Consider the following 16,613-nt stretch of genomic DNA (forward strand, 5'->3'; position numbering starts at 1 on the left):
TCGGCCTCGCACCGTTGGGCTTCGTACCTCAGCCCAACCTACGGAGTGCCGCGCCCCCTGGAGGTCCGCAGGGTGTATGAAACCCTGTAGGAGCGAATTCATTCGCGATGAAGCCGGCACCCTGCCCGCCCTTTTCGCGGCTGAAGCCGCTCCCACAACCGGTGCCGTAGGTTGGCGCCGAGCGCAGCGATGCCCGGCCTGGCAACCCTGTAGGGGCGAATTCATTGGCTCTGTCTGCGTTAAGTGTTGCTAGAGGATTTGAGCCCAGCTGATTGCCGAGCTCTGGTGATGCTTCTGGTTTCGCCCACCCCGGGCGAGTCTCTTTTTTCAATCGCCAAAAAAAGAACCAAAAACGCCCCATCATCCGGCCCCGGCTTCGCCGGGGTTCCCTCACTCCATCGTCGCTCTGGGGGCCGGCGCGATGGGCCATCCATGGCCTGGCGCGCCTCTCGCGGCATCCATGCCGCTCGTCCCCCGGCGCAACGACTGCGTTCGGCCTCCTGGAGGGGCGTTGGCGGCTGCTCCAACTTTCTTCGTCCAGCACATCGCCACGAGGTGCGCACGAGCTTTCGTAGGATGGTGTAGAGCGAAGCGAAACCCATGCGGTGGAGGTGGCACGAACCCTTGGGCGCCCGGAAATGGCCGTGCTTGAGCGCTTGCATTAAAACCACAACAGCTAACGCAGACAGAGCCAATTCATTCGCCCGCTCTTTCGCGCCGCCCGTGGCCTCGACGTCAGACGTTGTATTCCGCCGGCGGCGCCGGCAGCTTCTCCAGCACCTCGTGCAGGCCGGCGGCCCATTGGCGGCGCACGCCTTCGTAGTACTCGTCGTCTTCGGTGACGCGGTAGCCGGCGGGGAGGATCAGGCTGTCGGTGTGGTAGACCAGCAGGTCCAGCGGCATGCCCACCGAGAGGTTACTGCGGATGGTGGAGTCGAAGGAGACCAGCGCGCAGCGCAGTGCCTCCTCCAGGCTGGTGTCGTGCTTGAGGTTGCGATCGAGGATCGGCTTGCCGTACTTGCTCTCCCCCAGTTGCAGGAAGGGCGTGTCCTCGGTGGCCTGGATGAAGTTGCCCTGCGGGTAGATGCTGTACAGCGCGGGCGGCTGGCCGGCGATCTGCCCGCCGACCAGGAAGGAGCAGGTCAGGTCGGTGTTGCCCGCCAGCGGCGCGCCGTCGCGGGCGACCACCTCGCGAATGGTCTCGGCGACCAGGGCGGTGGCGTCGTAGAGCGTGGGCACGCTGTCGAGGTTCACCAGGGTGCTGCCCAGGCGCTGCTTGAGCAGGTTGACCACCGATTGCGAGGTGGCCAGGTTGCCCGCCGTCTGCAGCACGATCAGGCGCTCGCCCGGCGTGCCGAAGGTGAAGAGCTTGCGGAAGGTGGCGATGTGGTCGATGCCCGCGTTGGTGCGCGAATCGGAAACGAACACCAGGCCATCGGCAAGGTGCATGGCGACGCAGTAGGTCATGATTCTCTCCCGTTTTTATATGCCCCCCGCCTCCCCCGCGCCTTGCGCTTCGGCATCACCGGCCCGTGCCTGCCGGGATGGCAGGCGGGCAGTCGAATGACCGGTGATGCGGCGAGAAGTCCTGTGACGCGTGTTACTGCTGTTCCTGGACCATCAGCAACGGCGGTACGGCGACATCCGCACGTGCGTGCATCTGCTCGCCGCCGCCACGGCGCATGCCGCGCACCGGGCAGGCGTCCAGGTAGTCCAGGCCGACGGCGAGCTTGAGGTGGCGCTCCGGGCGGGACAGACGGTTGGTGACGTCGAAGCTGTACCAGGCATCGCCCAGCCAGGCTTCCGCCCAGGCGTGGCTGACCAGGTGGGCGTTGTTCTCCTTGTACAGGTAGCCGGAGACGAAGCGCGCCGGCACGCCGAGGGTGCGGGCGCAGGCGAGGAAGGCGTGGGTATGGTCCTGGCAGACCCCCGCGCGACCGGCGAAGGCCTCGGCGGCGGTGCTGTCCACGGCGGTGACGCCGGTCTGGTAATCGATGTGCTCGTGCAGCGCGTCCATCAGGGTGATCAGGCCGCTGCGCTCTGGCCGGGGCTGGCAGTGGGTGTGGGCGAAGGCACGCAATGCCTCGTCCGCCGCAGTCAGGCGGGTGGAGCGCAGGAAGGGCAGCGCCGAGAGCTTGTCGTGCTCGGCCTCGCTGTGCTCGTCGATCTCCACCTGGCCACGGGCGCCGATGACGATGGCCTCGTGGGGTTCATCCAGGGTCAGCACGTGGAGGATGTTGCCGTAGGGGTCGATCTGCGCGCGCACCGGGCGTGGCAGGTCGAGCTGCCAGCTGAGGATGTGCTGGCGCTCACTGTCGTGGGGCGTCAGGCGCAGGTACTGGATGCTCGCGCGAACCTGGTCGTCGTAGCGATAGGTGGTTTCGTGGCGGATGGACAGTTTCATACGGCCTCCAGATAAGAGCTGTGGATCGCTCTGGCCAATTGGCGAACCAGCAGAATGAAGTCGGTGAGCCAGCCGTGCAGGCCCTCACCGAGGATCTCGTCGATGCTCGTGTAGCGCAGGCGTGCATCCAGCTCGGCGGCCAGGCGCTGGGCCGGCCGGCCGTTCTCGCCGGGCAGGCTGGAGAGGATCAGGTTGAGCTCCTCCATGCAGGCCCGCAGGGAGCGCGGCACATCGGGGCGCAGCAACAGCAGCTCGGACACCTGGCGCGCACCGGGCGAGCCACGGAAGACTTCCGTGTACGCCTCGAAGGACGACAGCGCGCGGAGCAAGGCGCTCCACTGGTAGTAGCCACGTGCGGACGTATCGCTGACCTCCTCCGCCTCCTCGCCGAGCATCTCGTAGCGTGCATCGAGCAGGCGCAGCGTATTGTCCGCCCGTTCTATGAAGGTTCCGAGACGGATGAAGCGGTAGGGGTCGTGGCGCATGATGGTGCCGAAGGTGGCGCCGCGGAACAGGTGCGAACGCTCCTTGACCCACTCGCAGAAGCGCTTGATGCCATAGCGCCCCAGGCCCTCGCCGGCGATGCCGCGCATCTCCAGCCAGGTGGCGTTGATGTTCTCCCACATGTCGGCGGTGATGCGGCCGCGCACGGCATGGGCGTTGGTACGGGCGGCACCCAGGCAGCTGTAGATGCTCGCCGGGTTCTCCGCATCGAGGGCAAAGAAGTGCAGCATGCGCTCGGCGTGCAGCTGGCCGTGGCGGGTCAGGTAGGCGTCCAGGGTGCCGGTGATCAGCAGCGGCATGGCCAGCTCTTCCAGGCCATCGCCACGGCCGTCCTGGGGCATCAGCGACAGCGAGTAGCTCACATCGAGCATGCGCGCGAGGTTCTCGGCGCGTTCCAGGTAGCGCGACATCCAGTACAGATCGGAGGCAGTACGGCTCAGCACGGGTCAGTCCTCCACGATCCAGGTGTCTTTGGTACCGCCGCCCTGCGACGAGTTGACCACCAGCGAGCCTTCGCGCAGCGCGACGCGCGTCAGGCCGCCCGGCACCAGGCGCGTTTCGCGGCCTGAGAGGACGAACGGGCGCAGGTCGATATGCCGCGGGGCGATGCCCTTCTCGACGAAGGTCGGGCAGGTGGAGAGGCTCAGCGTGGGCTGGGCGATGTAGGCCTCCGGGCGCGCCTTGAGGCGTTCGCGGAAGGCTTCGATCTCGGCCTTGGTGGCGGCCGGGCCGACCAGCATGCCGTAGCCGCCGGAGCCCTGGGTTTCCTTCACCACCAGTTCCGGCAGGTTGGCCAGCACGTGGGACAGCTCCTCGGGCTTGCGGCACTGCCAGGTGGGCACGTTGGCGAGGATGGGTTCCTCGTCCAGGTAGAAGCGGATCATGTCGCCGACATAGGGGTAGACCGACTTGTCGTCCGCCACCCCGGTGCCGATGGCGTTGGCCAGCACCACGTTGCCGGAACGGTACGCCGCCAGCAGGCCGGGCACGCCGAGCATGGAGTCCGGGTTGAAGGCCAGCGGGTCGAGGAAGGCGTCGTCGAGGCGACGGTAGATCACGTCCACCGGCTGCGGGCCGGAGGTGGTACGCATGTAGACGCGGTCGTCGCGGACGAACAGGTCGGCGCCCTCCACCAGTTCCACGCCCATCTCGCGGGCAAGGAAGGCGTGCTCGAAGTAGGCGCTGTTGAAGCGCCCCGGGGTGAGCACCACGACGCTGGGGTTATCCAGCGGGCTGGAGCTCTTGAGGGTCTCCAGCAGCAGGTTCGGGTAGTGGTCGATGGGGGCTACGCGCTGGGCCGAGAACAGCTCGGGGAACAGGCGCATCATCATCTTGCGGTCTTCCAGCATGTAGCTGACGCCGCTGGGAGTCCGCAGGTTGTCTTCGAGCACGTAGTAGGTGCCATCGCCGTCGCGCACCAGGTCCACGCCGGCGATATGGGCGTAGATGTCGCGGTGCAGGTCCAGGCCCTGCATGGCGATCTGGTAGCCCTCGTTGGCCAGCACCTGCTCGGCCGGGACGATGCCCGCCTTGATGATGCGCTGGCCGTGGTAGAGGTCGGCGAGGAACATGTTCAGCGCCTTGACGCGCTGGATGCAGCCGCGTTCGACGACGCGCCACTCGCTCATGGGGATGGAGCGGGGAATGGTGTCGAAGGGGATCAGGCGCTCGGTGCCCTGCTCGTCCCCATAGAGGGTGAAGGTGATGCCTGCCCGGTGGAACAGCAGGTCGGCTTCGCGCCGCCTCTGGGCAAGCAGTTCCTCGGGGGTATCGGCCAACCAGCGGGCGAATTCCCGGTAATGCGGACGGCAGTCGCCGTTCGCGTCATACATTTCGTCAAAAAAGGTGCGGGCCATGCCGGACTCCTTGTCACCACCGACCATCTTGCAGTCGCAAGCCTCGTGCCAGCGACTCAACCCTATACGTATCAATGACTTGCAATCAGCCACTCGCCACCGCGCACTGCCTTGGTGCAGGCGGGAGAGCGGAACGGTGGCTACCGCCCCGTTTGGCGGCGATACGAATTAGGACGGGGGCCTGCGCGTACTTGTTCCCTATTTCTTCGCTTATCGCGAATGCGCCCACGCAAGCAGTCTAGGACACGCCCGCGCGCCTGCCCGGCGCCATCGGTAACCGCGCTTGTCAGGCCACAGGCCCCGAACTACGCTGCCTTGAGCACCTCCCGCCTCAAGGCCCGCCCCTCCGGCGTCCGCCGCCCAGGCTCCGCCCGCAGCCGCAACAGGAGTCGACCATGCCTTTCATCCGGACCACCCTCCCGGCCTTCGCCTGCGCCAGCCTGTTGCTCAGCGGCGCGCTGCAGGCCGCCGACCCCCTGAAGCAGCTCGGCGAGGGCGAAGGCGCGCTCGACATCATTGCCTGGCCCGGCTACATCGAGCGCGGCGAAACCGACAAGGCCTACGACTGGGTCACCGCCTTCGAGAAGGACAGCGGCTGCAAGGTCAACGTGAAGACCGCCGCCACCTCCGACGAGATGGTCAGCCTCATGGCCAAGGGCGGCTACGACCTGGTCACCGCCTCGGGCGATGCCTCCCTGCGCCTGGTGGCGGGCAAGCGCGTGCAGCCGATCAACGTCGCGCTGATCCCCAACTGGAAGAACCTCGACGACCGGCTCAAGGACGCCCCCTGGCACAGCGTGGCCGGGCAGCACTTCGGCACGCCCTACCAGTGGGGGCCGAACGTGCTGATGTACAACACCCAGGTGTTCCCCAAGGCGCCGACCAGCTGGAAGGTGGTGTTCGAGGAAACCACCCTGCCCGACGGCAAGAGCAACAAGGGCCGCGTGCAGGCCTATGACGGCCCCATCTACATCGCCGACGCCGCCCTTTACCTGCGCACCACCCGGCCCGAACTGGGCATCGGCGACCCCTATGCGCTGAACGAAGAGCAGTACGCCGCCGTGATCGCCCTGCTGCGCGGCCAGCAGCCGCTGATCCACCGCTACTGGCACGACGCGACGGTGCAGATGAGCGACTTCAAGAACGAAGGCGTGGTTGCCTCGGGCTCCTGGCCCTACCAGGTCAACGCCCTGCGCAGCGACAAGCAGCCCATCGCCTCGACCATTCCCGTGGAAGGCTCCACCGGCTGGGCCGACACCACCATGCTGCACGCCGAGGCCAAGCACCCCAACTGCGCCTACAAGTGGATGAACTGGTCCCTGGAGCCCAAGGTACAGGGCGATGTGGCCGCCTGGTTCGGCTCGGTGCCGGCGGTGCCCAAGGGCTGCAGCGGCAGCGAACTGCTCGGCGCCGGCGGCTGCGCCACCAACGGCTACGACCAGTTCGACAAGATCGCCTTCTGGAAAACGCCCCAGGCCAAGTGCGGCGACGGGCAGTGTGTGCCCTACAGCCGCTGGACCCAGGACTACATCGCGATCATGGGTGGGCGTTAGCGGGCCTTCCCGGGGCGCCGCGCGACCCTCTTCGCGAATGAATTCGCTCCCACGCCAGACCTGACCGCTGCGTAGGGTGGAGGTCGCTTTTTACCTCAACCAGGCGGGGTCGGTTAGGGCACGGCGTCAGGCCGGCAAGAGAGCGGCGGCGCTGCGCGCCGCTTGGCGAATGAATTCTCCCCTACAGGGTCTGCGCCCCCGCGCTAGGCGCTCAAGGCGGGGGCCATGCGCAGGGGCTGATCCTGGAAGGCCAGGTCCAGCCAGCGGCGGTAGAACCCCTCCGCTACCCCGTGCAGCGCCTCCACCTTGGCCGGCAGGTCGGTGAGCATGCGGCCCTTGGCCTGCTGGCTGGGCTGGGTCTCGTCGAGCAGGTGGGCCCAGTCGGTCAGCCACAGCTGCACCAGCTCTTCGGTCATTTCCGGGTGGCCTTGCAGGGCCAGCACCTTGTCGCCCCAGGCGAAGCCCTGGTTCGGGCACCAGGGGCTGTCGAACAGCCACTGAGCGCCGCTGGGCAGGTCGAAGGTGTCGCTGTGCCACTGGTAGACCGGGAACTGCATGGGCAAGTGTGCGACCCAGGGGTTGCCCACCGCCAATGCGCGTTTTTCCAGAGGCTGCCAGCCGATCTCGGTGTAGGGCATGCGGTGCACCGCCGCCCCCAGCGCCCGGGCCAGCAGCTGGCCACCGAGGCAGTGGCCGATGATGGGGATGTCGCGCGCGATGAAATGCCGCAGCGCTTCGATTTCTGCCTCGATCCAGGGCAGTGGGTCGTTCACGCTCATCGGCCCGCCCATCACTGCTACCGCTTTCGGGCGGTCGAGGTCATAGCCCTGCAGCTCGCCCTGGTCCACGCGCAGCACCGTGAAGGCCCGCTGCTCCGCGTCCAGCAGGCTTGCGAGGTGGCCGGGCGGGCAGAAATCCGCGTGGGTAAGAATCAGGATATCGGTCATGTGAACCCTCCGTTTCCGCAGTCTGAGGCAAAGCCCGTGCCGAGGTCGAGTCAGGAAAATGTAAGTTTTCCGACTGCGGAAACGACACCGGCCAGCACGAGGCTGGCCGGTGATTGCACAAGGGAACGGGAATTCAGCGCGCGGGCGCCGCCAATTCCTGGGTCACGCCCCATCCATCCAGGGTTCCGCCCAGTGGCACGACCAGCTCCTCCAGATCGTGCTCGAAATCACCGATACCGGAATGGGTGGCATACATGACCTTGCTCACCTGCAGGTGCCAGGCCCCGTCGTCACGGGGGGAAACCTGGGCATTCAACCACTCGCCACTGAACTTTCGCGCCGCCATCCGGGCCCGGTCCTCGTCGGGGAAGATGGCGTAGAACTCGATGGGGTGCACACGGGCGAAATCGAAACCGCCCTCTTTCATGCGGCGCAGAACATTGCTGCTGACGTCATCGTGGAAGGTTGTGCTCATGGTTACGACCTCCTCTCTGGCGATTGATGAGTTTCGCTTGTAGACGGCCGAAGGATTCGGCCTCGCGACGCCCGGCGGCGCCGCCACGGGGCTGCCCCACGGACGCGGGACAGGGCCCTGGCCAGGCCCGCGAAAGCGGGACCGGCCGCTGCTTCAGCTCACGCACAACGATCTACTGCATCAGAATGCAGGGTAGCGTCAGCTCGGCCGGTCTGCCCGCCGAAGGGCGAATTTTCCCGCCCCCGGCACGACGGGCGGCACGGGAATGGCGCCGGGCGAGCGCTCCATAGAACCTCACCCCGCGCCCGTTCGCCGGGCTTATCGCCAACCCGGCGTGCAGGGCCTCAGTGCACCCTATTCCCGGCTCAACCAGCCCATGATCAGCCGGCTGATCCAGGGCGGCGACACCTGCCCGGACCAGTACATCAGCTTGAACAGCGCACTGATGGGCCGGTGCACGGCGGCGCCGTGGGCCTGCTGCCAGGCCGCCGCGGCGATGTCCTCGGACTTGAGGTTGACCCCCAGGCGGCGCAGGGTCGGTGGCTCGAAGCGCTGGCTCTCGACCATGGGCGTGCGCACGAAGGGCGGCATCAGGTCGCCGACACGGATGCCATGGCGGCGCCACTCCAGCTCCAGGCCCTCGGTGAAACCGCGCACGGCGAACTTGGAGGCGGAGTAGCTGGCCATGTACGGCGTGCCGTAGAGCCCCGATGCCGAGCCCATGTTGATGACCTGGGCGTCGGCGGTGGCCTTGAGGTAGGGAAAGGCCGCGTGGGTCATCTGCACCAGGCCCAGCACGTTCACCGCGAGGATGCGCGCGTGCTCGGCCATGTCGATCGCCTCGAAGTGGCCGAAACGCAGCAACCCCGCGCAGTTGAACAGCAGCCGCAGTTGGCCGTCGTGGCGCCCGCAGAAATCCGCCAGGGCGCTTTCGACGGCAGCCAGGTCGGTGACGTCCAGGGCCTGGTGCCAGAGCCCGCCCAGCTCGGCGGAGAGTTCCTCCAGGGGCTGCGGGGCGATGTCCAGCAGGCCCACTGTCCAGCCCTTTTCATGGAACAGCCGTGCGGTGGCCCGGCCGATGCCGGAGGCGGCCCCGGTGATCAGGATGTTGTGCATCTCAGGCCCCCTCGCCGCTGCGGGCACGGATGAAGGCGAGGATGCTGGCCAGCGCCTGGTCGGCAGCGCGCAGCATACCGGCGTGGGCCTGGAACACGTGCCACAGGCCGGGGTAGCGCTCCAGGCGCACCGGCACCCCGGCGGCCCTCGCCGCCTCCGCCAGGCGCAGGCTGTCGTTGAGCAGCAACTCGTCCTCGCCCACCTGCACCAGGATCGGCGGCAGGCCGGCCAGGTCGGCGTAGATCGGTGACAGGCCGGGGTCGCGGCGGTCCAGCCCCGCCGGGGCGTAGAGGCTGATGGCCTGCTCCATCCACAGCGGGTTGAGCAGCGGATCGCCCGCCGGCGGCTGGTGCATCTGCTCGCCACTGAAATCGGTGACCGGCGACAGCAGCACCAGCCCTGCCGGCTGCGGTAGCCCCTGGCGCGCCAGCTCCAGGGCGGTGATCAGGCTGAGGTTGCCCCCGGCGGAATCACCCCCGATGAAGATGCGCTCGCTGGCGTAGCCCTGGGCCAGCAGCGCGCGATAGGCGGCCACGCCGTCCTGGCGGGCGGCCGGGAACGGGTGCTCGGGCGCCAGGCGATAGTCCAGCGCGCAGACCGCCAACCCGCCCCGTCGCGCCAGGGTGGCGGTGATGGCGCGATGAGTGGAGGCGGCGCCGATGAGGAAGGCGCCGCCGTGCAGGTAGAGCAGCACGCTGCCGTTGTCCTGCGCCGGGCGGTGCCATTCGCAGTGCACGCCGCCGAGGCTGTCGCGGCTGCGGGTGACACCGCGCATCGACACGGGCGTGGCCGTGAGCGCGCGGATCACCGCCCGCTGCCCGGCGATGGGCATCGGCGGGCGCACCAGGCCCCGGAACAGCACCCGCAAGCCCCCGCGCAGCACCGCACGCAGCAGCGGCTGGCCGGCATCGGGGGCGGTGAAGTCAACGGACGCATTCATAGTGGTCGAGCTCCGGTTGGCGGGTCTGTTGGCGGTAAGTCAGGGTGAAGCCGGGCCAGTTGTTGGTGTTGCGGCCATCGGCGGTCTTGTACCAGCTGTTGCAGCCGCGCTCCCACACGGTATGGCGCACGGCGTGCTGCAGCTTGTCGTTGAAGCGGCGCTGCACCTCGGGCTTGAGGTCCATGTAGCGCAGGCCGTCGCGCTTCAGTGCGCGCAGGCAGCCGAGCACGTAGGCGAACTGGCTCTCCAGCATGTAGAGGATGGAGTTGTGCCCCAGGTTGGTGTTCGGCCCATAGAGGATGAACAGGTTGGGGAAGCCGCTGACGCTGATGCCCAGGTAGGCTTCGGCGCCCTCGCGCCAGGCCTCGTTGAGGTCGCGCCCACCAAGCCCCTGGATGCTCATGGGGGCGAGGAAGTCGGTGGCGGCGAAACCGGTGCCGTAGATGATCGCGTCGACTTCGCGCTCGCGGCCATCGGCGGTGAGCACGCCGCGCTCGCTGATGCCGGCGATGGCCTGGTCCACCACCTCGACGTTGTCCTGGGCCAGGGCCGGGTAGAAATCGTTGGAGATGAGGATGCGCTTGCAGCCCAACGGGTAGTCCGGCTGCAGGCGCCGGCGCAGCTCGGGGTCGCGGATGCCCCGCGCCAGGTGCAGGTGGAAGCTCAGGCGCATGGCCTTCATAAGCGGCGGGAACACGGTGAAGGCCAGGGCCCGCGCCTCGTGCTGCACGTACTTGAGCAGGCGATCGACCTTCTGCAGCACCGGCAGGCGCTTCATCAACGCCAGCTCCCAGGGGCGGTAGGCGCGGTCGGGCTTGGCGATCACATAGGCGGCCGAGCGCTGGAACAGGTGCAGCTGCGCCACCTTGCGGGCGATCTGCGGCACGAACTGGATGGCGCTGGCACCGGTGCCGATCACCGCCACGCGCTTGCCGGCCAGGTCGTAGTCATGGTTCCAGCGCGCCGAGTGGAACACCTCGCCGGTGAAGTTCTCGATGCCGGGCAGGCGCGGCACCGCCGGGCGGTTCAGCTGGCCGCAGGCACTGACCAGGGCCTGGGCGCTGAAGTGCTCGCCCGCCGTGGTCTCCACCCGCCACAGCGCGGCCGCCTCGTCGAAACGCGCCCCGGCCACTTCGGTGCCGAAGCGGATGCGCCGGCGCAGGCCGTGGCGCTCGGCGCACTGCTGCTGGTAGGCGTGGATCTCCGCCTGGGGCGCGAACTTGCGCGACCAGTCGAGCTTGGGCTCGAAGGAGAAGGAGTAGAGGTGCGAAGGCACGTCGCAGGCCGCGCCGGGGTAGGTGTTGTCGCGCCAGGTACCGCCCAGGTCGTCGGCCTTTTCGAGGATGAGGAAATCCTCGATGCCGCATTGCTGCAGGCGGATGGCCAGGCCGAGGCCGCCGAAACCGGCCCCGATGATCAGCACGCGCAGAGGCGCCGGGTGCTGGGGATTGTTGTTCATTGTTATCTCCCATGTTCGCCGCAACCGCCGGGGACCAGGCCAGCCAGCGTGCGGATGAACGGATGCTAATGCGCGGCGGCGCACGCTGTTTATGGCATCATCGGACAGCGAATTGTGCTTTTCGGACAGAAGCCCCCGTTCAACCGCCCAGGACCGCGACCACCATGCACCACACCGCCCACTGGCCACCCCGCCGCAGCGCCATCAGCGTGCAGTTGCTCACCCAGTTCGGCCTCGACCACGGCCTGTCCGTGGAACGCTGCCTGGCCGGCACCGGCCTGGACTGGAACGCCCTCGCCGACCCCGGCGCCGAGGTCAATGCCGACCAGGAACTGGCCCTGGTGCGCAACATCGTCCAGGCGCTGGGGCACCTCCCCGGCATCGGCCTCAAGGCCGGCCGCCGCTACCACCTCAGCACCTATGGCATCTGGGGTTTCGCCCTGCTCAGCAGCCCCACCTACCGTAGTGCCGCCGAACTGGGCCTGCGCTACCTGGACCTGACCTATGCCTTTCACAGCATGCGCCTGGAAGAACATGACGACGAAGCGCACCTGGTGCTCGAAGGGCGCGGCCTGCCCGAGGACCTGCGCGGCTTCCTGCTGGAGCGCGACATCTCCGGCGCCCTCAGCGTGCAGCGCGACCTGAACAACGCCGACCTGCCGCTGACCCGCGTCAGCCTGGCCCTGCCCGAGCCGGCCGACCCCACGCCCTACCGCGAGCTGCTGGGGGTGACGCCGAGCTTCGCCGCAGCGGAGAACCGCATGGTCTTCGCCCGCGCCCTGCTCGACCTGCCGCTGCCTGGCGCCAACCCCCAGGTGGCGCAGCAGTGCGAGGCCCAGTGCAAGGCACTGCTGGCCCGCCGCCGGGTGCGTGCCGGGCTCGCCGGGCGCATCCGCGATCGCCTGCTGTCGCAGCCCGGCCAGGTGCCGGACATGGAGCGCATCGCCACCGAACTGCACATGACCTCGCGCACCCTGCGCCGCCGCCTGGACGCCGAGGGCACCTCCTTCCGCCAGCTGCAGGAAGAGGTGCGCAATGCCCTGGCCGAGGAACTGCTGGCCGCCGATGGCATCCGACTGGAAGAGATCGCCGAACGCCTCGGCTATGGCGAGCTGTCCAACTTCATCCATGCTTTCAAGCGCTGGAAGGGCATCACGCCCGGCCAGTACCGCAGCCAACTCCAGCCCCGGAACGCCCTTTCATGAGATACGCCCTCGCCCTGCCCCTGCTGCTCGCCGCCGGCCCGCTGCTGGCCCAGACCCTGGAAACCCCCGGCTACCGCATCCAGATCATCGACCAGTGCGAGGAAGGCACGGTCGGCTGCGACAACATGCTCTATCGCGGCACCAGCAAGAAGAGCGGCAACACCCTGGAGCTCAAGGGCCGCCAGTTGATGCGCCTGTGCGCCGACGGCGTCACCCCCTGCCATTCCCTGGGCTACGAGTTCAACAACGGCGATACCCGCTACTTCGTCGGCGAGGACGGCCACCTGAGCGTGACCCGGGGCGAGCGCACCCTGGTGGACCAGCAAGGGGAGTGGCGTTGATGGGCCAGGCCGACGACTACGCCGTGGTACCCGCCGAGCCGCGCCACCTGGCAGCCCTGGCCGAGATCGAACGCGCCGCCGCCAGCCTGTTCCCGGAGGGCGTCATTCCCGAGCTGCTGCGGGAGGCCACCGTGCCCCAGGCGCTGCTGGCCCAGGGGCAGTCCGAAGGCCGTCTGTGGGTGGCCCAGGACAGCGGCGGCATGGCCGTGGGCTTCGCCCTGGTGGAGGTACTCGGTGGCATCGCGCTGCTGGCGGAACTGGACGTGCTGCCCGCCCTGTGCCGCCGTGGCATCGGCCGCCGCCTGATCGCCGCCGCCCGCGACTGGGCCGAGGCACGCGGCCACGAAGCGCTGTACCTGACCACCTTCGCCGACCTGCCGTGGAACGCGCCCTACTACGCCCGCCTCGGCTTCCGCCCGCTGGACGAAAGCGAGCTGCACGACGAGCTGATCCGCCGCCTCAGGGAGGAAGAAGCCTTCGGCCTCGCCAACCGCGTGGCCATGCAGCTGTGCCTCGGCCCGGTGATCCCCGCGCCCAGGCCCGCCCCGGCCCCCGCCCCGATTCCGTAGCCCGGGCTTCAGCCCGGGAGCTGGCCCGCATAGGCCGCCGGCCAACCGCCCTGCGGTCGTTGCGTTTCCGCCCAAGCGGGGCTTGGCTGATATCAGGACGCCGCAACATTTTGTGACATCGGCAGTCAATCCAATGGACAGGCCCGGCCCGCTTCCGCTCGAGGACGCGGGCCGGAACTCATTCCAGAACGAGTGCCACGCCCCATGAGCAGTACGACCGAACACCTCGAGAGCCCCCATCCGCACTACAGCTTCGAAGAACGCCGCAAACGCGTGTTCGCCATAGTCGGCGCCTCTTCCGGCAACCTGGTGGAGTGGTTCGACTTCTACGTCTACGCCTTCTGCTCCATCTATTTCGCCCCGGCCTTCTTCCCCTCCGACGACCCGACCGTGCAGTTGCTGAACACTGCCGGCGTGTTCGCCGCCGGCTTCCTCATGCGCCCCATCGGCGGCTGGCTGTTCGGTCGCGTGGCCGACAAGTACGGGCGCAAGGTCTCGATGATGATCTCGGTGCTGATGATGTGCGCCGGCTCCCTGGCCATCGCCTTCATGCCCACCTACGCCAGCATCGGCGCTCTGGCCCCGGCGCTGCTGCTGGTGGCGCGTTTGTTCCAGGGGCTGTCGGTGGGTGGCGAGTACGGCACCACGGCCACCTACATGAGCGAGGTGGCGCTGAAGGGCCAGCGCGGTTTCTTCGCCTCCTTCCAGTACGTGACCCTGATCGGCGGCCAACTGCTGGCGGTGCTGGTGGTGGTGATTCTGCAGCAGTTGCTGAGCGAGGACGAGCTGCGCGCCTGGGGCTGGCGCATTCCCTTCGTGATCGGCGCGGCGACGGCGGTGATCGCCTTCTACCTGCGTCGCTCGCTGAACGAAACCGCCCGCGAGGACCAGCTGCACAATGAGGAATCCGGCAGCCTGGGCCACCTGTTCCGCCATCACAAGCGTGCCTTCGTCACCGTGCTCGGCTACACCGCCGGCGGCTCGCTTATCTTCTACACCTTCACCACCTACATGCAGAAATACCTGGTCAACAGCGCCGGCATGACCACCAAGACCGCCAGTGCCGTGATGACCTGCGCGCTGTTCGTCTACATGCTCATGCAACCGCTGTTCGGCGCCCTCTCCGACCGCATCGGCCGGCGCACCTCGATGCTCTGGTTCGGCGCCCTCGGTGCGCTGTGCACCTGGCCCATCCTCACCGCGCTCAAGGGCGTGCAGAGCCCCTATATCGCCTTCGCGCTGATCATCCTCGCCCTGGCCATCGTCAGCCTCTACACCTCCATCAGCGGGCTGGTGAAGGCCGAGATGTTCCCCCCGGAAGTCCGCGCCCTGGGCGTCGGCCTGGCCTACGCGGTGGCCAACGCCATCTTCGGCGGCTCGGCGGAATACGCGGCCCTGGGACTGAAATCCATCGGCATGGAGGAGACCTTCTACGGGTACGTCTCGGCGATGATGGTGGTGGCCTTCCTCTTCAGCCTGCGGCTGCCGAAACAGGCGAGCTACCTGCACCACGATCTGTAGGGGCCCCATCGTGGGAGCGAATTCATTCGCGAATGGGCACCCTGCCACGGCCTTCGCGGTTGAAACCGCTCCCACGGAAGAAGCCCCCAGCCCGTAGGTCGGGTGCAACCCGACATTGTCCGTGCACCTGGATCGCGGGTTTCACCCGCCCTACGACTGCCCACATCAGGGCAACGCCGTTGCTCGTGGGCGAATGAATTGGCTATGTCTGCGTTAAGTGTTGCTAAAGGATTTGAGCTCAGCTGATTGTCGAGTTCTGGTGATGTTTCTGGTTTCGCCCACCCGGGCGAGTCCCTTTTTTCAGTCGCCAAAAAAGGAACCAAAAACGCTTGCCCCATCATCCGGCCCCGGCTTCGCCGGGGTGCCCTCACTCCATCGTCGCTCTGGGGGCCGGCGCGATGGGCCATCCATGGCCTGGCGCGCCTCTCGCGGCATCCATGCCGCTCGTCCCCCGGCGCAACGACTGCGTTCGGCCTCCTGGAGGGGCGTTGGCGGCTGCTCCAACTTTCTTCGTCCAGCGCATCACCACGTGGTGCGCACAGGCTTTCGTAGGATGGTGTAGAGCGAAGCGAAACCCATGCGGTGGGGGGGCACGAACCCTTGGGTGCCCGGAAATAGCCGTGCTTGAGCGCTTGCATTAAAACCACAACAGCTAACGCAGACAGAGCCAATGAATTCGCCCCTACAGGTTGTGTGCCGCGACGGTGTCCTTCGCGGGCCCATTTCGCGGTTGAAACCGCTCCCACAGGGAAGGTTCGAGCGGGCACAAAAAAGGCCCCTTATGGGGCCTTTTACATGGCACTCGGCTCAGTCGTTGCTCGGCTTGCCGATGGCCTGCAGCACGTATTGCGGCAGGGCGAAGGCGCCGAGGTGGATCTCGGGGTTGTAGTAGCGGGTGACGATGCCGCTGCCGGCGAAGCGCTGGCGCAGGGTGTCCAGGGAGACCTTGCGCGACGCGGGGTTGGTGGCGCCCCAGGCGAAGGTCATGGAGCCGCCGATGTAGGTGGGCACGGCCGCCTGGTAGAAGTGCCAGTCGGCGAACAGGCCGTTCATGCGGCCGGCGGTGGTCTGTACCTCGCCCAGTTGCATGAAGGGCGTGCCGTTCTGGGTGACCAGGATGCCGCCGTCGTTCAGGCAGCGGCGGCAGGCCTGGTAGAAGTTCTCGGAGAACAGCACCTCGCCCGGCCCGATCGGGTCGGTGGAGTCGGAGATGATCACGTCGAACTTCTCCTCGGTGCTGGCGACGAAGCGCATGCCGTCGTCGATCACCAGGTTCAGCCGCGGGTCTTCATAGGCGCCCTTGGAGTGGTTGGGCAGGAACTCCTTGCACATCTCCACCACCGTGCCGTCGATCTCGACCATGGTGATGCTCTCGACGCCCTTGTGCTTGCGCACTTCACGCAGCATGCCTCCATCGCCACCGCCGATAATCAGCACGCGACGCGCAGCGCCGTGGGCGAGGATGGGCACGTGGGTGAGCATCTCGTGGTAGATGAATTCATCCGCCTCGGTGGTCTGGATCACGCCGTCCAGGGCCATGACGCGGCCCATGCGCGGGTTCTCGAAGATCACCAGGTGCTGGTGCTCGGTGCGCACTTCGTGGAGCAGCTTGTCCATGCGAAAACGCTGGCCGTAGCCTTCGTAGAGAGTTTCCTGGTAGTCGCTCATGAGGGGTCTCCCGTGATGGCTGCAGGTGGGCGGGCGGCGAGCCGGGTCCGTCCCG

Annotated in this window: 15 protein-coding genes; 5 read left to right on the forward strand and 10 right to left on the reverse strand. The window is 67.5% G+C overall.

The features are described 5' to 3' along the window. Positions 1-735: 735 nt before the first annotated feature. The 4 genes from PI990_RS20250 to PI990_RS20265 all read right to left on the reverse strand — a co-directional run bounded on the left by PI990_RS20250 (position 736) and on the right by PI990_RS20265 (position 4,764). Positions 736-1,467: a proteasome-type protease gene (locus tag PI990_RS20250; RefSeq protein ID WP_111264281.1), complete on the reverse strand. Its 732-nt coding sequence runs from the start codon at positions 1,465-1,467 to the stop codon at positions 736-738. Between the two features lie 133 nt (positions 1,468-1,600). Beyond that, positions 1,601-2,404 (reverse strand): transglutaminase family protein, encoded by an 804-nt coding sequence (locus tag PI990_RS20255; protein WP_021222639.1) that lies wholly within the window; start codon positions 2,402-2,404, stop codon positions 1,601-1,603. Beyond that, a complete protein-coding gene (locus tag PI990_RS20260; protein ID WP_021222640.1) occupies positions 2,401-3,351 on the reverse strand; it encodes an alpha-E domain-containing protein in 951 nt (316 codons plus the stop codon). Before PI990_RS20260 ends, PI990_RS20255 begins: the two co-directional genes overlap by 4 nt. Positions 3,352-3,354: 3 nt before the next feature. Further along, entirely contained in the window at positions 3,355-4,764 is a 1,410-nt protein-coding gene (locus tag PI990_RS20265) for a circularly permuted type 2 ATP-grasp protein (protein ID WP_021222641.1), read from the reverse strand. 395 nt (positions 4,765-5,159) lie between these two features. Here PI990_RS20265 and ydcS point away from each other — a divergent pair, with 395 nt between their 5' ends. After that, positions 5,160-6,317 (forward strand): putative ABC transporter substrate-binding protein YdcS, encoded by a 1,158-nt coding sequence (gene ydcS, locus PI990_RS20270; RefSeq protein ID WP_271658273.1) that lies wholly within the window; start codon positions 5,160-5,162, stop codon positions 6,315-6,317. Between the two features lie 203 nt (positions 6,318-6,520). Here the strand turns inward: ydcS and PI990_RS20275 are convergent, their stop codons facing one another. The 5 genes from PI990_RS20275 to PI990_RS20295 form a co-directional block, all read right to left on the reverse strand. Next, a complete protein-coding gene (locus PI990_RS20275) occupies positions 6,521-7,264 on the reverse strand; it encodes a type 1 glutamine amidotransferase (RefSeq protein ID WP_021222643.1) in 744 nt (247 codons plus the stop codon). Between the two features lie 133 nt (positions 7,265-7,397). Further along, positions 7,398-7,739, reverse strand: coding sequence for a ribonuclease E inhibitor RraB (locus PI990_RS20280; RefSeq protein ID WP_021222644.1), 342 nt, complete (start codon positions 7,737-7,739; stop codon positions 7,398-7,400). A gap of 354 nt (positions 7,740-8,093) precedes the next feature. Continuing rightward, positions 8,094-8,855: an SDR family oxidoreductase gene (locus PI990_RS20285; RefSeq protein WP_271658274.1), complete on the reverse strand. Its 762-nt coding sequence runs from the start codon at positions 8,853-8,855 to the stop codon at positions 8,094-8,096. 1 nt (position 8,856) lies between these two features. Then, positions 8,857-9,795: an alpha/beta hydrolase gene (locus tag PI990_RS20290; RefSeq protein ID WP_271658275.1), complete on the reverse strand. Its 939-nt coding sequence runs from the start codon at positions 9,793-9,795 to the stop codon at positions 8,857-8,859. Next, positions 9,779-11,254, reverse strand: a complete 1,476-nt coding sequence (locus PI990_RS20295) for a flavin-containing monooxygenase (protein ID WP_271658276.1) — start codon at positions 11,252-11,254, stop codon at positions 9,779-9,781. The genes PI990_RS20290 and PI990_RS20295 overlap by 17 nt, the downstream gene beginning before the upstream one ends. A 164-nt stretch (positions 11,255-11,418) precedes the next feature. Between PI990_RS20295 and PI990_RS20300 the strand changes: the two genes are divergently transcribed. The 4 genes from PI990_RS20300 to PI990_RS20315 all read left to right on the forward strand — a co-directional run bounded on the left by PI990_RS20300 (position 11,419) and on the right by PI990_RS20315 (position 14,890). Beyond that, entirely contained in the window at positions 11,419-12,459 is a 1,041-nt protein-coding gene (locus PI990_RS20300) for an AraC family transcriptional regulator (RefSeq protein ID WP_271658277.1), read from the forward strand. Continuing rightward, positions 12,456-12,800: a hypothetical protein gene (locus tag PI990_RS20305; RefSeq protein ID WP_271658278.1), complete on the forward strand. Its 345-nt coding sequence runs from the start codon at positions 12,456-12,458 to the stop codon at positions 12,798-12,800. Before PI990_RS20300 ends, PI990_RS20305 begins: the two co-directional genes overlap by 4 nt. Next, complete coding sequence (locus PI990_RS20310; RefSeq protein ID WP_271658279.1) at positions 12,800-13,369, forward strand: GNAT family N-acetyltransferase; 570 nt, start codon at positions 12,800-12,802, stop codon at positions 13,367-13,369. The genes PI990_RS20305 and PI990_RS20310 overlap by 1 nt, the downstream gene beginning before the upstream one ends. Before the next feature lie 204 nt (positions 13,370-13,573). After that, a complete protein-coding gene (locus PI990_RS20315) occupies positions 13,574-14,890 on the forward strand; it encodes an MFS family transporter (RefSeq protein WP_271658280.1) in 1,317 nt (438 codons plus the stop codon). An 807-nt stretch (positions 14,891-15,697) separates the two neighbouring features. Here the strand turns inward: PI990_RS20315 and speE are convergent. Then, entirely contained in the window at positions 15,698-16,558 is an 861-nt protein-coding gene (speE, locus tag PI990_RS20320; protein ID WP_021222652.1) for a polyamine aminopropyltransferase, read from the reverse strand. Positions 16,559-16,613: the final 55 nt, after the last annotated feature.

The sequence above is a fragment of the Pseudomonas sp. TUM22785 genome (genome assembly GCF_028198105.1).
GTDB lineage: Bacteria > Pseudomonadota > Gammaproteobacteria > Pseudomonadales > Pseudomonadaceae > Metapseudomonas > Metapseudomonas solani.

What these genes read in the sequence shown, in the direction of transcription:
- PI990_RS20265 (WP_021222641.1), bottom strand. Translation starts at nt 4,764, where the DNA reads ATGGCCCGCACCTTTTTTGACGAAATGTATGACGCGAACGGCGACTGC.
- PI990_RS20305 (WP_271658278.1), top strand. Translation starts at nt 12,456, where the DNA reads ATGAGATACGCCCTCGCCCTGCCCCTGCTGCTCGCCGCCGGCCCGCTG.
- ydcS (WP_271658273.1), top strand. Translation starts at nt 5,160, where the DNA reads ATGCCTTTCATCCGGACCACCCTCCCGGCCTTCGCCTGCGCCAGCCTG.
- PI990_RS20315 (WP_271658280.1), top strand. Translation starts at nt 13,574, where the DNA reads ATGAGCAGTACGACCGAACACCTCGAGAGCCCCCATCCGCACTACAGC.
- PI990_RS20250 (WP_111264281.1), bottom strand. Translation starts at nt 1,467, where the DNA reads ATGACCTACTGCGTCGCCATGCACCTTGCCGATGGCCTGGTGTTCGTT.
- PI990_RS20310 (WP_271658279.1), top strand. Translation starts at nt 12,800, where the DNA reads ATGGGCCAGGCCGACGACTACGCCGTGGTACCCGCCGAGCCGCGCCAC.
- PI990_RS20295 (WP_271658276.1), bottom strand. Translation starts at nt 11,254, where the DNA reads ATGAACAACAATCCCCAGCACCCGGCGCCTCTGCGCGTGCTGATCATC.
- PI990_RS20275 (WP_021222643.1), bottom strand. Translation starts at nt 7,264, where the DNA reads ATGACCGATATCCTGATTCTTACCCACGCGGATTTCTGCCCGCCCGGC.
- PI990_RS20280 (WP_021222644.1), bottom strand. Translation starts at nt 7,739, where the DNA reads ATGAGCACAACCTTCCACGATGACGTCAGCAGCAATGTTCTGCGCCGC.
- PI990_RS20290 (WP_271658275.1), bottom strand. Translation starts at nt 9,795, where the DNA reads ATGAATGCGTCCGTTGACTTCACCGCCCCCGATGCCGGCCAGCCGCTG.
- PI990_RS20300 (WP_271658277.1), top strand. Translation starts at nt 11,419, where the DNA reads ATGCACCACACCGCCCACTGGCCACCCCGCCGCAGCGCCATCAGCGTG.
- speE (WP_021222652.1), bottom strand. Translation starts at nt 16,558, where the DNA reads ATGAGCGACTACCAGGAAACTCTCTACGAAGGCTACGGCCAGCGTTTT.
- PI990_RS20285 (WP_271658274.1), bottom strand. Translation starts at nt 8,855, where the DNA reads ATGCACAACATCCTGATCACCGGGGCCGCCTCCGGCATCGGCCGGGCC.
- PI990_RS20255 (WP_021222639.1), bottom strand. Translation starts at nt 2,404, where the DNA reads ATGAAACTGTCCATCCGCCACGAAACCACCTATCGCTACGACGACCAG.